We start from the raw sequence: 15,442 nt of genomic DNA on the forward strand, positions 1-15,442 counted from the left end.
TCAGGAGCCTCCAAGCCAGAATGTATCCGGCATGTAGACACCGAAATAGGCGGTCGGGTCGTAGCCGAAGAGTGCCTTGTCAGGCAGATTGCGCAGGCGCGAGGACACCAGAATCGGCTGATGCGTTCCGTTCACCGTACCGATCGAGAACACCTGATCGGTGTAGATCGACAGCATTGAATTCCAGATTTCGGCGCGCTCCGTGGTTTCAGTCGAGGAGTTCCAGCGCCTAAGCAAAGCCATCAACTCGACCACTTTAGGAAGATCGGGCGCCTCACCCATCTTGCCATGGGACAGATAGTAAGCGCCCCAGAGCGGCCATTGCAGTTGGTCGTCGATGGTGGGGGCCAGCTGGTATGGGTTCATGTCGGCGGTCGGCACGCCATTGTCGATGCCCGACCACATCGACATCATGATCTGGCCACCAAGCGCGCGGCTGCGGAAGATGTCGCGCTGCGAAGTCCGGATGAATAGGGCGACGCCGATCTTGCGCCAGTGATCGGTGATGAGTTCGAGCGCGTCGGTTTCCAGCGTGCTTTCGCCGGCCGTTTCCACGATGATCTGCGCCGAGCGTCCATCGGCAAGTATCCGCAGACCGTCATCGTCACGTGCCTGAAGCCCGACCTCGTCAAGCAGGGCATTGGCCTGGTCGGGATCATGGGTAGCCCAGGCCTTCGCGAATTCCGGCCGGTAGAGCGGGCTCTCCGGCAGGACCGTATCGGCGCTTTCCTGCGCCAATCCGTAGAACACGGCCATATTGATCTCGCGCCTGTCTACAGCGAGCGAAAGTGCGCGGCGCACGCGCACGTCACGCAAAAGGCCACGCCACACCGGGTCGGCACAATTCAGATTGGGCAGCAGCGCCAACCGCGAACCCTGTGTGCGTTTCCACAGATGCATCTTCACCGGGTAGCGCTTCTCCGCGTCCTTCAGGAAGGAGTAATCGCTGAAGTCAATTCCCATGCATTGCAGGTCGCTCTCGCCTGCACCGGTCTTGGCGGAGATGATTGCCGACGAGCTGACATTCATGATGATCCGGTCGACATAGGGCAGTTGCCGGCCATTCTCGTCTGTTCGATGAAAGAACGGGTTGCGCTCGAAGATGAACTGCTCGGCCGGCGGCTTGGTCCGGTTCTGCCAGGGATCGAGCGTCGGCAGATCCGGGTTCTCCGGGCGATACTGCCGCGACATGCGGATATGCAGGAGCGTCCATTTCGCGGTCCGGTTCTCCTTCATCAGGCCGGCGAGCCGGAATGGATCCTGGTATTTCTTGTGGAACTGCTTGAGATAGGCGGCCGGCAAAACAAGCGGTGTGGGCGAAGCAGCGGCAAGCTTGGGCAGGAAGTCGGGATTGGGCGCATCCCAACTGTAGCGCACCGTCAACGGGTCGACGATCTCGAAGCGTGGCGGCTTGCCGTCCGCCAGCAGGGCCGGGGCGAGCCCGCCTTGCGAAAGCTCATCGTTCAGCCAGACATCTTCCCAACAATAACGAAAATCCTCCGGCGTCAGCAGGCTGCCGTCGGACCATTTATGTCCTTCCCTAATCTTGAATGTGAAGACGCGATCATCCGCTACGTCGAAACTTTCGAGAATGTCGGCTTGCAAGTTAAGCTTTTCGTCATAGCCGACCAGGCGAGCGTACCCGTAGATCGTCATCATCCGGATATCTTTCTGGCTGCCGATGATGGTACGCAGCGTGCCGCCATACTGGCCGGGCTCCCGGCCCATCGCAGCGAGATTCAACTCGCGCGGGCGCTTGGGCAAGCGTTCGGCGAGTGCCGGCAGCGCCCTGGCCTTCAGCTGCGGCTCAAGAAATTCCGGCTCCAGATCGCCGGCGCGCAACGTGCCCGGCAGAAATGCCGAAGCCATGAGTCCAAGGACGGTGCGCCGGCTGATCAATGGCGTAGCTCGCTGACATCGGCCGAACGTCGGGCCAGCACGAGGTGGCCGCCGCCAAGATCGAGCGGCGACAGCATGTCTTCGTCGCCCTCGTCGCGGAATTGCGGTGCCCATGCGCTGGTGTCGGAAGCGCCGCTGAGTTTCAGCGTCTTGAAATCCATCGGCCTGTCGAGATCGGGGAAAGGTACTGCGGCGACCAGTGAGCGCGTGTAGGGGTGGACCGGTTTCCTAAGCAGAATTTCGCGCGGCGCGAGCTCGACGATGCGCCCGCCGCACATCACCGCGATACGGTCTGCCATGTAGTCCACCACCGCCAGGTTGTGGGATATGAACAGGTAGGTCAGTCCCAGTTCCTTCTGCAGGTCCTTCAGAAGGTTCAGGATCTGCGCCTGGACAGAGACATCAAGTGCCGAAACCGGCTCGTCGCAGATCAGGAGTTCAGGCCCCAGCGCCAACGCGCGCGCGATGCCGATACGCTGACGCTGCCCGCCGGAGAAACTATGCGGATAACGCTTTATGAAGCGCGGGTCGAGCCCGATTGCCTGCATCAGGCTCTTGACCGTGGCTAGTCGGGACGCGGCATTGCCACGTCGATGGATTTCCAGCGGCTCGCTCAAAATGTTCTCCACCGTCATGCGGGGTGAAAGCGACGAAACCGGATCCTGGAAGACCATCTGGATTTTCGCGCGCAGCATGCGCAGGGCGTCTCCCTCGGCTTCCAAGATGTCGATCGGACCATCGCGGCCATTGAAGATCATAGAGCCGCCGCTAGGGGTGACAGCCCGCATGAGGATCTTGCTGACGGTGGTTTTGCCGGAGCCGCTTTCGCCGACCAGACCCAGGCACTCACCCCGCCTGATATCAAAGCTCACGCCGTCCACGGCGCGAACAGAGGTTTGATGATCTCCGCCGAACCAACCGGACTTGCGGATCGTGAAGGTCTTTGTCAGATCCCTGACCGACAGCAGGATGTCGTCCGCCCCCTTCGATGCCGGCGCCGTCTGCTTGCCGAGCAGGTTCCCGACATTCACCGGCACCTCGCGGAGCGCCTTTAGCCTTTCACCGGGCTTCAGGTCGAAATGCGGGACGGCTGCCATCAGGCCCCTCAGGTAAGGGTGGCCCGGCCGGCGGAATATCGCCTCCACAGGTCCCGCTTCCATGATCTCGCCATGATACATGACCACCACCTCGTCGGCGACGTTGGCGACTACGCCAAGGTCGTGCGTGATCAGCAGCATCGCCATGTTCAGCTTCGTCTGAAGCTCGCGCAGCAATTGCAGGATTTGCGCCTGGATGGTGACGTCCAACGCCGTCGTTGGCTCGTCGGCGATCAACAAAGCGGGCCGGCAGATAAGCGCCATGGCGATCATGGCGCGCTGACGCAATCCTCCCGAAAGTTCAAACGGATACATGTCATAGGCGCGCTTGGGATTGGGAAAGCCGACAAGGCTGAGCATTTCCTCGGTCCGCGCCTTGCGCTCCGCCCGAGCCGTGGGCGTATGAATCTGCAGGGATTCGCTGACCTGGTTGCCGATCGTGTGCAGCGGCGACAGCGATGTCATCGGCTCCTGAAAGATCTTGCCGATGCGGCTGCCTCTCAACGCCCGGATTTCGGGTCCATCACGCGGCATCCGCAGGATATCCTGAGTCGTGCCGGGCTTTTCAGGATCGGAAAACAGGATACGGCCACGAACATGGGCTGTGTTCGGCAAAATGCCCATTACTGCCTGGCTAAGAACCGATTTTCCGGACCCGGACTCGCCCACAAGCGCGGTAACCTTGCCGGGAAGGACGCGAAGATTTGCACGCCTGACGGCATGCAACGGTCCTCCGATAATGGCAAAAGAGATGCCAACGTCTTCGACCCGAAGTAGATCAACGCCCGAATTCATTCTCACACCAGCCCCACTCTGGCGGCCCGCCGAGCGGCAGGCCCAGAAAGTGAGACTAGCGCATTACCAGCCTAGAGCAACTTGGATTCGAAACGGTCGCCAATGGCGAATCCGGCGACCGGACTGCTTACCAAAGGCGTTCGGATCAGATTGGGGCGCGCTACTGGAGCTTCCTCGGGTCGCCGGCCGACAGCCGTGCGGCATCGCGATGAAGCAGCATGACCTGCTCGGCCTCCGATCTCCGGTCGTAAATCGACTCCAGCGCACCGTCTTCATCGAGTGCGAGAGCGCCCGACAGATCGGGTGAAAGCACCGTCAGCTTCTGCTTGATCCCCGCCAGTTCCTCGTTGCCGAGCGTCAGCCAGCTGTTGGTGCCGCAATAGCTGGCGAAGTCTTTGCTGGCGAGAACGCGGTGCGGATATTTCTTGGTCAGGGTCTGGAGGCGCTGGACCTCGTTTACAGCCGAGCCGAAGACAGAGAATGTGAGCCGGTCGGTAAGCCCGACATTGCCGAACATCACGTTGCCGACATGCAGGCCGATGCCAAATTTTATGTCGGACAACCCCTTTTCCTTCCTTCGCAGATTGAGATCCACCATGCGCGCAGTGGCCTTGTGCGCTGCCGCCAGAGCAGACTGGCAGGCGATTTCGGACTGCGAGCGATGCCTTTCGCAAGGGTAGACGGCAATGAAGCCATCCCCTATGAAACTCATGATCTGCCCGCCTTTGCGATTGAAAGGTGCAGCAATGGCATCGAAAAACTGGTTCAGCGTATCGATGTAGATTTCGCGGCCGGAAGTTTCGGCAAGCCTTGTCGACCCGCGCATATCGGCCATGACCAGTGCGGCCCGGATTGTGTCGCCCTCGCCACGCTTGATCTGGCCGTCCAGCACGCGTCTGCCGGCGTCGCCGCCGAGATAAGTGGTCATCATGTTGTCGGCCAGCTTGGTGAGCACCGCCATTTTGGTGGCGATGGCGAGATGGTTTTGGATACGCAGCAGCGCCGAAATCATGCTGTCGGTGAAACCTGAAGCACTGTCGGTGGACCAGGACCCGATCATGCCCTGACTGGTATTGCCGTTAAAAGGATGGACGAAAGCAATGTAATCGGTCACGCCCATAAGCTTGAGTTCATCGAAAACAGGAAATTCCGACGGGACTGACTGGTCGAGCCGACGCCGCAGATGGTCGAGCTTGTTGCTGAGCAGATAGTAGTATGGGCTGGTCAGGAATCTGTCAGAATGAACGCCGTCCTTTTTGCGGAAGCCTTCCACTTCCATGCCTTGGCCGCGAACCCAGGTGAAGCCGAGCGCGTCATAAAGCGGATGAAGCATCGAAAAGCTCAAATGCACCCGCTTCAGCGGCAGGCCGGCAGCAGCCAGCCGTTCGCAAAACCCCTTTACCAATGTTTCCAGCTCGTTGCCCGCCAGCGCCGACTGAGTCAGCCAATCGGCAACCTTATCCATGAGAATTGTGGAAATTTCTGCTTGCGCCGTGCTCATACCACCTCGAAACCCGTCGAAGACGGAGCCATTATCCTTCGATCCGCCATAACACAGTCCGCCAGCGACCCAAAGGTGCCCCAAAGTCAACGAGGCCGGCTCCGGCGGCAGAACGGCGAAAGAATTTCCCGAATGACTGTCCTTGCAACCAAGGAACAGGCTTAACTGCATTCATGCCTTGTGGCGTTATGTGGCGAAGCTGCGGACGGAGTGCAATCACGATCCTGACATCGGCCAGAAAATTCGCCGGCTGGGACGCAGTCAGGCCTTGACCACCGTCTCTCGGACGAGCCCGAGACGGCCAAAAACATTGCGTGTGTCGACGATCAGAAGGGCGTGATCAGCGATTGTCTGATAGTCGATCGCGTCATGGTCGGTTGCAACGACGACAGCATCGAAGTCCTTCAAGGCCGCCTCGGTCAATTCGACCGAGCGGCGCCCCTTGATCGCCATATGCTCCCTTGTGGTCGGGATCTCGGGAACATGCGGATCGTGGAATTCCGCCTTGCCGCCCCATTCCTCGATGAGCTCAATGAGCCGCAATGAGGGGCTTTCGCGTATGTCGGGCACATTCTTCTTATAGGCGAGCCCGATGACGAGAATGCGCGAGCGGCTGAGCGCCTTGCCGCAGCGCCGGTCCAGCGCTTTCGCCAGTTCATCGACCACATGACGCGGCATGGCAGTGTTGATCTCCGCCGCCAGCTCGATGAAGCGCGTCGGCAGTTCGTATTCGCGCGCCTTCCACGTCAGGTAGAAGGGGTCGATCGGAACGCAGTGTCCGCCCAATCCGGGGCCAGGATAGAAAGGCATGTAGCCGAAGGGCTTGCTCTTGGCCGCCTCGATCACCTCCCAGATGTCGATGCCCATCGCGCCGAGCACGACCTTCAATTCGTTGACGAGGGCTATGTTGACCGAACGGAAGATGTTTTCCGTCAGCTTGACTGCCTCGGCGGTCGCCGTGGTGGAAACCGGAACGACGGTTTTGACCACGCATTGGTAGAAAGCCTGCACGAGCGTCGCCGCTTCAACGCCGTCACCTGCCACGACCTTCGGGATCGTCGCGACTTCAAAGTTGCGGTTGCCAGGATCCTCGCGTTCGGGCGAGAAGCCGAGGAAGAAGTCTATCTTCGACTGCAAGCCGGTTTCTTCCAGTATGGGCTTGATCACGTCGTCGGTGGTGCCGGGATAGGTAGTAGATTCCAGCACGATGAGGTGGCCGAGACGCAGATGCTTTGCGATGGTGCCAGTGGTGTTCCTGACAAAGGAGAGATCCGGCTCACGGTTTTTCGTCAGCGGTGTCGGAACGCAGATGATGATGATATCGCAGACGGACAGTTCGGCAAAATCTGCCGTGGCGCGGAACCGTCCACTCGCCACGTGGCCGGCAAGGGCTGTCGATGTCACCGCCTCGATGTAGGATTGGCCGTTGTTCAGGCTCTCGACCTTCTGGGCTTCGATGTCGAAGCCGAAAACCGGGAAGCCGGCGCGTGCGACCGCAATTGCCAGCGGCAACCCGACATAGCCCAATCCGATCACGCCGACTTGCGCGGCGTGCGTCGAGATACGGTTCAGCAGACGGTCATATGCCGATCGTGAAGCGTCCAAAAATCTGCTTCCCCGTTAATTCGGATAGGCTGGCCGGTCCCATGGCGCGGCTTACCATGGTCCCAGGAACCATGGCCGAGGCATATTGCGGAAAAAGGATTCCCGCAAGCCGTCATCAGACCGGCAACTTTGCCTTCAAGCTTGCGGCAGCCATCGCATAGCCGCCGGCGGCACCATCTATGAAATGAACGTGATCGCGCTGCAGAGGCGAGGCGACGAGGCATGTCATCAAGGCCGACTTCTGGCGGTGCAGGCCATAGTTGCAGATGTTCGCCTCTTCCGCCTGTTTCAGCCGGTTCTCGATCCGTTGCAACACATCAGCATCAACGTCGATGGTCATCTTCAAGCCGTCGTCGAATTTCCGGAAATCCGAATTGCTGGCCACGTCGCGTTTGTAGATTTTCGGATCGAAACTGCCGATCGTCCAGCCATATCTATCGGTGACGGCCGCAAGTGCCATCAGGAACACTATCCACACCTTCGACAACCACCGCCGTCCCGCCGGCGCCGTGGCCCGCGCCTCGATATCCAGGCCGGCGGGCAGCAAGCTGTAGTCCGGTCCGTTCACCGGCACCGGGTGGCCATCGCGTTCCTGCCTGCGGGCAAGGGCGATGATGTCTGATGCCAGAAACTGAAAACCGCGCAAGTCGCGCGACGCCCCCGGTATGGCTATGATCGAGACGATTTCGCCATGCCGGGTCTCGATCGGGTTCCAGCGGCAGGAGAGGCCGGTCAGATCCGGCCGCGCGCCGGCTGGCGCAGGATCGATACGGTAGCGCCCCGCTTTCATCTCGGCTTCCGCCCAACTGCCGCCACCGCCGGCGAACATGGCATAAAAGACCGCATCGGAGGCTTGGAACCTTGCCACGCGAACGTCGAGGCCTTGCGCTCGAATATCCTTTATCGGCACGATTGCGGCACGCAGGGTTAAGTCCAACTCGTCCGCCACCCATCTCTGGACAGCCGCCAGCGCGTTGCGGGTGGTCTCCACCGCCGAGCCGGGAAATGCGACGAGCGCCCCGTCGCCGCCGAAGACAAAGGGCAGATCTTGCCGACCCAGCGCATTAAGCAGCGCCGAAATGACGCTGGCGCCGGCCACATTGACCGTTTTATAGCGCCCAGCCTCTATCGCCTTGGTCGAGCCGACGATGTCGGCTGTGGCCAGCGCCCAGCCATCGGGGAGAGGCCGATAGTTGTCGATATCGGCAACGCTTTCGAACTTTGCGAAGACCGGCAGAGAAGCGACAAACGGGTCGGGCGCGGCAGCTGTTTCCATGAGCATCAGATAGCACATTCCACTGCTTGAAGGTGAAGTCGATCATGCTTCGAAATTGACTTGCGCATGCTTTCCGATGATAGGGTCGCGTGATGCGAATTGCCTTCTACGCGCCGCTGAAGTCGCCCAATCATCCCGTTGCCTCCGGCGACCGCCAGATGGCACGGATGCTGGTCAAGGCGCTGGAGCATGGAGGACACAGCGTCGAACTGGCATCCGAATTGCGCTTCTATCTACGCGAACCGGAGCCGAAAAGTTTCGATGCGCTCAAGATAGAGGCCCGAGGGGAAGCCGCGCGGCTGACCAGACTTTGGGATCGTGACGGCAAGCCCGATCTATGGTTCTGCTATCATCCCTATTACAAAGCGCCCGACCTGATCGGGTCCGAGCTGGCGTCGACCTTTGCTATCCCGTATGTGACAGCGGAAGCTTCCTATTCGAGGCGGCGCAATGCCGGTTTGTGGGCCGATACGCAAGCGTTGGTGGTGCGAGCCGTCGAACAGGCGGCGCTGAACATCTGCTTCACGCAAAGGGATCGTCAGGGACTGGCAGATGCGATACCCGACGTCGCCCTTGATATGCTGTCGCCCTTTATCGACACATCGGTATTCCGGGAAATGCCGGGACGAGGTTGTCCGACGCGCCTAGTCACCGTTGCCATGATGCGCCCGGGCGACAAAGTCGAAAGTTATCGCATGCTGGCGCAAGCGCTCGGTGTGATCGGCCACCTGCCTTGGACCATGTCGGTCGTCGGCGACGGGCCCGCCCGTGACGAGGTCAAGGCGCAATTCGCCGGCTTGCCCGCCGACCGTATCGAATGGCTTGGCGCGATTGAGCCAGCCGCCGTGCCGGATGTCCTCTATGGTGGAGGAATTTACGTCTGGCCGGGTCACGGCGAGGCCTATGGCGTTGCCTATCTTGAAGCACAGGCCGCCGGCCTTCCGGTGGTGGCTCAGCACATCGCCGGCGTGCCGGAAGTCGTGCGAGATGGCCAGACCGGGTTTCTCACCCCGCCGAGCGATGTGGCGGCGTTCGCTTCTGCCATTGAAAGGCTTCTGGCCTGTAGCGACGAAAGAACCATCATGGCCGCAGAAGCCAGACGTTTCATCCTCGAAGAACGTTCCCTCGGCGTTGCAGCGGCGCGTCTGGCCGAACTTCTTCCGAAGGTCTCCGTTTCATGACATCCGATCGGATCTGGCAGCCCTTGGTGGAAGAACTGGCGAGCCGGCAACGGGCGGGTCGTAAGGCAGAGTTCTGGCTGCGCGACGATGATGCCGTGGATCCGACACCCGCGCTTGATCGGCTGCTCGACCTCACCGGTGAATTCGCGGTTCCGGTCACTCTGGCCGTTATTCCGGCCCTCACTGATGAGAAGCTTGTCGCCCGGCTTGACGAGGCGCCGCATGCCACGGTCGCCATCCATGGCTGGGTGCACCGAAATCATGCGCCCGAGGGTCACAAAAAGCAGGAACTCGGCGCCCATCGGCCACGCGAGGCGATGCTCGATGAACTGGCTGGCGGGCTGTCGCACGTAACCGGCCTGCACGGCGCGCGCACCATTCCGATGCTGGTGCCCCCCTGGAACAGGATCGACGCCGGCCTGGTATCCGACCTTGGATCGATAGGATTTGCGGCATTGTCGGTCTATGGGCCGCCAATGCCGGCTTCACTGGCGGTCATCAACAGCAATGTCGACATCATGGATTGGCATGGCACACGCGGCTGCCGCGACCATGGCCTATTGGTTCAGGCTATCATCGCGCACTTACAGCATGCATTCGACGACGAACCGGTCGGCCTGCTCACCCACCATCTCGTACATGATGAATCGGCCTGGCTTTTCCTCGAACGGCTGTTCACAATCACTGCACAGACTGCCCCCTGCGCATGGCTTCCAATCAGGACATTGATCGGGCGCAGCGCCGGCAAAGTAAAATAGCTCAGCGCTTTTTGTGCAATGAGACTGGAAATTCGAGCGTCTGGCCATCGCGCGCGGCAAAAGCGCCGGCAAACCTGTCTTTGGCCAGTTTCTCGATCTCATCCAGTTCCTCGTCGGTGCGTGTCGCATCGTGGTGAAACAGCGCGAGCCCTCGCGCACCGGCCGCCTCACAGAGCTTGACGCCCTGTTGCCATGTCGAGTGCCCGTTGCCGCGGCGGCGTTCCATTTCCTCCTCGGTGTAGGTGCAGTCGTAGATGACGAGGTCGGCATCTTCGATCAGGCCGAGCACCGCACGATCAAGTTTGTCCGGCTCGTGCTCAGTGTCTGTGATCACCGCCACGACACGGCCGCCCCATTCGACCCGGTAGCCGATGCAGCCGCCTGGGTGAACAAGACTGCCGGTTCGGACCACCACCCCTTCGCGCGGCCGAAGCACGTCTCCGGATACGAAATCGCGGCAGTCGAGGCTTGCCTTGCAGACCTCCAGTTTCACCGGAAACCATGGCGGCCGCATGAACTCATCGACCATCTGCCGGGTCGTCATGCGTCCTGCAAGATGCCCGGACCAAAGCGTAACCTTGACGCTCCGGTCGTAGATCGGCGCAAAGAACGGCAGCCCGATAATGTGATCGTAGTGGCAATGGGTGAAAAGCAGGTCGAAATCGGTCACGCCCGACGTCCGAAGCGCGCCGCCGGCAGGCCGCAGGCCGGAGCCGGCGTCGAACAGAAGCGTATGCTTACCACATCGCAACTCAATGCAGCTTGTGTTGCCGCCATAGCGAGAGAATTCTGGCCCCGATACCGGAATGCTGCCGCGCACACCCCAAAACCTGACCAGGAAAACGTCGTCCATGGTAGCCCCTTCGCGGTTCCCGTCGCTCATCGTAGCCAAACAACTGCTGCTAGAGCAATTCCAGGAAAAGTGTGAACCGGTTTTCCGTCCGGAATTTGCGTCCAAACAAGAGGCGAGACAGGGTTCCTCCAGTGACCTTCTCAGCAAGAGGCCAGTGCTATCACGACGGGGAGGATCGACCGCACGTCAGTTGCTATTTGGCGCTTCGTGCGTCGATCAGATCCGCGGTGGTATGGCTTAGGCGATCGGCAAGAACCCTCAATATCTCAATGGTCATTTCCGGGGACTCCTTCATAAGCCTCAGGAAATGGTCCTTGCGGATTCTTAAGGCTTCCAGCTGACTTGCCGCTCTGACGGTGGCAGTGCGGGAGCTGTTGCACAGTATGGCGATCTCGCCAACAATCGAATTTGGCACCATTTCGGCAACTTTTATCGGTCCGCTGTCGGAATCGACCAGAATATCTGCCCTGCCTGAAAGGATGACATAGGCGGCATCTCCCTCGTCGCCCTGTCGGAAAAGGATCTGGCCGGCGCTGTAGCTCACGCGATCGGATGTGAACGCAAGCAATTTGAGCTTTGTCAGCTCGATGCCAGAAAACAAGGGAACGCGTTGCAGCATTCCAACTTCATCCTTGAGCAGCATTGTCGCAAACCTCAAATTTCGCGTTTGCCAGACTAGAGCAATGGGCGCCCAGATGGAATTAATTCCGTCTTCGAGACATCGCTCTACGACACCAGTTCCTTGAAGATACCGTTCTCTGCCAAAAGGGTCTCGTGTGTTCCGTCTTCCACCAATTGACCCGAGTCGAAGACGATAACGCGATCGAACATCATCGCCATTGACGGATTCGTAACGACCCACACAATTGCCGGCGAATGGCCGTCGCTTCTGGCTTCCTCGAGCACGTTTCGCAGCACCCTATCCTGCATGCGTTGGTCGAGCGCCGATAGCGGCCGGTTGAGAATGAGAAAATCGGGACGCTTGAGCAGGGCTCGGGCAACATCGAGCTTCTGTCGCTGTCCACCGGTCAGCCGCCTGCCGCCGGAGCCGACGTTGAAGTCCAGGCCAACATCCAGAAGTTCGGCATAAAGCCCCAGTTCGTCAAGAACGTCATAGAGGATGGAGCGTATGCGGTCCGGCGCGTCGGGATGGTTGTTGCCCACACGCCCGAACAGGACATTATCCATGACGGTAGCTGCGGCAATGTATCTGGCAGGGTCATACCGTTCGACCGCAGTTTGCAGTTCGGGCGGCAGGTTTTCATAGAACCGGTTGCGGGCAGCGACGATCTTGCTCATCAGCTCATCGCTCAGCAGCCCGAAGCGGTGCCGAGGCTCGATGTAGGCGAAACTCAAGGTGACGATCATGGCACGGTCGTTCTCCGAAACCGCCTCGTAGGGACGATTCTTGAGCCGTTGCAGCAAGGTTTCGTAGGCGGGTATCTCGTCGGCGCTCATGAAGGCGAGCTGCTGGAAGAACTGGTGATCGGGCGGCAGGTCGGCAAACAGCTCGATCGCCTGTTGGGCGATTTCCATGCCCATTTCGTAGAGCGTGCGGTCGAGGCCGGCTTGCTTCAGCACAGAAGCGAAATAGGGATTGGCCGCCAGGGCCCTGTCGGCCAGTTCGGGGCCGGCGGCAGCGCCGAAGAGCAGGTTCTGGCCGATCGTCGCTTCCTTGTTGTAGGCGCCCGGTTCGAAAGGAACCACCAGTTCGCTTAGCCCTTCCTGTTCCAGCCGGGTTCGCAGCGCCGCACGCAGCTCGACGATCCGCCTGGCAAGCTCCGTGTGACGCTTGAGGTCGGCCGAAGAGCGCAAACCAAGATCCAGAATATCGCGCGACAGAACAACCGCGTCGAGCACCCGGCGCACGGCTTCAAAGAGGTCGTGCGGGCCGGTAGCGCCAGCGGAAGCATAGTTGATCCAGTCGCTGTGGATATCAAAATCCGGATTGCCCGACCGGTGCGCCTCGTGGACGTTCCAGCGATGCTGGTCCGCCGCGACACCGTCATAAGACGCCGATATCAGCGGCGCATGCTTCAACCCGTAGAGCAGGTTATCGCGAAGGCTTGCCTGGAACAGGAAAACATCCGACGAGGCATAGGACATGCGCCGGCCGGTCACTGCTTCGGGGAGTTCAAGCAGGTCGTCTGCGCCCGAAGCGACTCTTCCGCTGTCCGGCCAGTTCAGCCGCGCGAAAGCTTCTGCAAGCGCCTCCGCTCCACCTGTTGCGGTACTGACCAGCGCCACCGTCTCACCGGGCTTGACCTGGAGGGAGACACGGTTGAGAAGCATCGCACCGCCATCGTCTGCTATGGACAGACCGATCGCCGACAGGGGGTTGGTCATCGGATCGGGATCGTCGATCGTCAATGCCACGATTTTCGGCGCGATGAGACTCTCGACGGTGAACTGTTCAACCACCTGTTGATATTTGACCTGGACATCCTGCCGATCCTGATCCCAGTCGATCAGTTCCTTCATCGGTCCGGGCAGGTCCTTGTAGGCGCCGATCACGGCCACGAGCTGGCCGACGTCCAGCCGCCCCTGGATGACCAGATACCCGCCGATCATGTAGAACAGAAAGGGCGTGAGCTGCGCGAGAAAATTGTTGAGGAACTTCACCATGAATTTCCATTGGTAAAGATCGAAGCGGATCTTGAAGATGAGCCCGAGCCGGGCAGCTATGTCGGCGCGCTCGTAGTTTGATGTGTCGTGGACGTGAACCGCGCCGATGCCGTCGACGATTTCGCCAACCCGGCCCGAAAGCGCGCGCGCCGTCAACTGCCGTTGGCGCCCGAGCACGATCAGCCGCCGCCGCATTCGCGGGATGAGCACGATCTGGATCACCACGATCACGACCGCTATCATTCCGAGCCAGACGTTCTGGATCATGATGAACAGCATGGACGTCAGCGCCTGGCCGCCGAGCAGCACCGGCTGCAGGAAGGCATCGCCGATGAAGCCGCCCAGCGGCTCCACCTCGTCCTTCACCATGGTCGCCACTTCGGCGGATTTTACCCGCTTGAAGTAGACCGGCGGAAACCGCAGCACACGATCGACCAGATCGAAGCGGATACGCCGCAGCATACGTTCGCCGAGGCGGCCCTTGTAGGTGTTGATGTAGAGTTTGAACAGGCCGTTGATGACGACCAGCAAGAGGAACACAAGGCTCAGGGCAAACAGCGTTTCCTTACGGTCGAGCTGAAAGCCGGAGAAGAACTGAACCTCTCCAATGAACGGCACGTTATAGTGCAGCCTCATGAATGGCTGGGTCGCGCCCGGTTGCTCGAAACCCTTGCCTTGGATCGGGCCGTTGACGATCAGCTTCGGCAGGTCGAATGACATGAAATACGGGATCATCGAAAGCAGGACGATCATCAATATCCAGAGCTGCTGCTTCTTGGTGTGCGTCCAGATATAGCGGGCTAGGCTGGGTTCCATATGAGACTGTGGATCCTTCAGTTGGAAGGATGCGGGATGGAGACGCACCTGCTGGCAAATAGGATATCGGCAATTTCTTCGTTGCCAACGACAATCTCAAACCTGCAGTGCAGGGAGATTGTCCTGCGCTCAGACGGTTCGCGGCTTCCGAAGGGTTTTGGCGAATAGGCGAGCACGAGGCTGCAGCTGCGCGGCTGGTACTGGCAGATGGACGCCGATGGTCCGGACAGACGCAGCCGGCTCTCTCCGGCATCGGGCAATGGCGAAGCGGCTTGCAGCATGATCACGTCCGCGGAACGAACAGCCTTGCGGGAGGCAAGATTGCGTTGTGTCGCCCGAAATCCCAACATACAAGACGAATATGATGGATGTCACGCAACCACGCAATGCCGGCATGGACTGGCACGAACAAACACTGGACCTCACGCGGGGAATTGCTGCCTATGTCAACGACCCTCTCGTTGCCGGGCTGGCGCGCGTCATCAGCAAGCATCCGAAGGCCGATATCGCCAACGCCTTCAACCATAAGCAGGTCGCCTGCAAGATGTGGGCGCTCGACAGGCTGTTCGAAAGCTGCGGCGGCCGGTTCGGCCGCATATGGGTTCTGGGTGGATGGTACGGCGTATTGCCCGCAATGCTTTTCAACGACGCTCGCTTCGACATCGCGGCGGTCGACAGCATCGACATCGATCCCGAAGTCGCGTCGGTCGCCCGGACTCTCAACCGGGACGCCGGCGACCGGTTCCGGGCGCTGACGGCAGATATGTACGCGCTCGACTATGCGGCCGGGCGGCCCGACCTGACGGTCAATACGAGCTGCGAACACATAGCCGATCTGCGCGCCTGGCTTGCTCTGCTTCCGCGGGGCACGAATGTGCTGCTGCAATCGAACGACTATTTCAGCGAGCCGACGCACATCAACTGCGTGGCTTCGCTGGCAGCCTTCGAAGCAATGGCGGCGCTACGGGAGGTGCGGTTCTCCGGCGAATTGCCGACAAAAAATTATACGCGCTTCATGCTGATCGGAGCGGTCTAG

At 60.0% G+C, this 15,442-nt stretch carries 12 protein-coding genes; 3 read left to right on the top strand and 9 right to left on the bottom strand.

Annotation, left to right across the window (positions count from 1 at the left end):
• The 5 genes from NKI73_RS12625 to NKI73_RS12645 form a co-directional block, all read right to left on the bottom strand.
• Positions 1-1,899 carry an ABC transporter substrate-binding protein gene (locus NKI73_RS12625; RefSeq protein WP_352630003.1) on the bottom strand — a complete coding sequence of 633 codons (1,899 nt, stop codon included), beginning with the start codon at positions 1,897-1,899 and terminating at the stop codon, positions 1-3.
• Positions 1,896-3,791 (bottom strand): ABC transporter ATP-binding protein, encoded by a 1,896-nt coding sequence (locus NKI73_RS12630; RefSeq protein ID WP_352630005.1) that lies wholly within the window; start codon positions 3,789-3,791, stop codon positions 1,896-1,898. Before NKI73_RS12630 ends, NKI73_RS12625 begins: the two co-directional genes overlap by 4 nt.
• A 160-nt stretch (positions 3,792-3,951) precedes the next feature.
• A complete protein-coding gene (locus NKI73_RS12635) occupies positions 3,952-5,292 on the bottom strand; it encodes an adenylate/guanylate cyclase domain-containing protein (RefSeq protein ID WP_352630007.1) in 1,341 nt (446 codons plus the stop codon).
• Positions 5,293-5,553: 261 nt separating this feature from the next.
• Positions 5,554-6,897 (bottom strand): nucleotide sugar dehydrogenase, encoded by a 1,344-nt coding sequence (locus tag NKI73_RS12640; protein ID WP_352630009.1) that lies wholly within the window; start codon positions 6,895-6,897, stop codon positions 5,554-5,556.
• A 115-nt stretch (positions 6,898-7,012) separates the two neighbouring features.
• On the bottom strand, positions 7,013-8,173 hold the full coding sequence (locus NKI73_RS12645) for a DUF3095 domain-containing protein (RefSeq protein WP_352630194.1): 1,161 nt from the start codon (positions 8,171-8,173) through the stop codon (positions 7,013-7,015).
• 92 nt (positions 8,174-8,265) lie between these two features.
• Between NKI73_RS12645 and NKI73_RS12650 the strand changes: the two genes are divergently transcribed.
• Positions 8,266-9,354 carry a glycosyltransferase family 4 protein gene (locus tag NKI73_RS12650; protein WP_352630196.1) on the top strand — a complete coding sequence of 363 codons (1,089 nt, stop codon included), beginning with the start codon at positions 8,266-8,268 and terminating at the stop codon, positions 9,352-9,354.
• Positions 9,351-10,112, top strand: coding sequence for a polysaccharide deacetylase family protein (locus tag NKI73_RS12655; RefSeq protein ID WP_352630011.1), 762 nt, complete (start codon positions 9,351-9,353; stop codon positions 10,110-10,112). The genes NKI73_RS12650 and NKI73_RS12655 overlap by 4 nt, the downstream gene beginning before the upstream one ends.
• A 1-nt stretch (position 10,113) precedes the next feature.
• On the opposite strand, the gene NKI73_RS12660 is transcribed toward NKI73_RS12655, so the two are convergent.
• From NKI73_RS12660 to NKI73_RS12675, 4 genes are all read right to left on the bottom strand, one after another.
• Positions 10,114-10,965: an MBL fold metallo-hydrolase gene (locus NKI73_RS12660; RefSeq protein WP_352630014.1), complete on the bottom strand. Its 852-nt coding sequence runs from the start codon at positions 10,963-10,965 to the stop codon at positions 10,114-10,116.
• A 193-nt stretch (positions 10,966-11,158) separates the two neighbouring features.
• Positions 11,159-11,608, bottom strand: a complete 450-nt coding sequence (locus NKI73_RS12665) for a cyclic nucleotide-binding domain-containing protein (RefSeq protein WP_214474341.1) — start codon at positions 11,606-11,608, stop codon at positions 11,159-11,161.
• Between the two features lie 83 nt (positions 11,609-11,691).
• On the bottom strand, positions 11,692-14,406 hold the full coding sequence (locus tag NKI73_RS12670) for an ABC transporter transmembrane domain-containing protein (protein WP_352630015.1): 2,715 nt from the start codon (positions 14,404-14,406) through the stop codon (positions 11,692-11,694).
• Between the two features lie 17 nt (positions 14,407-14,423).
• Complete coding sequence (locus NKI73_RS12675) at positions 14,424-14,687, bottom strand: hypothetical protein (protein ID WP_352630017.1); 264 nt, start codon at positions 14,685-14,687, stop codon at positions 14,424-14,426.
• Positions 14,688-14,767: 80 nt separating this feature from the next.
• Here NKI73_RS12675 and NKI73_RS12680 point away from each other — a divergent pair, with 80 nt between their 5' ends.
• Entirely contained in the window at positions 14,768-15,442 is a 675-nt protein-coding gene (locus NKI73_RS12680; protein ID WP_502905591.1) for a class I SAM-dependent methyltransferase, read from the top strand.

The organism is Mesorhizobium sp. M0496, from assembly GCF_040321205.1.
GTDB lineage: Bacteria > Pseudomonadota > Alphaproteobacteria > Rhizobiales > Rhizobiaceae > Mesorhizobium.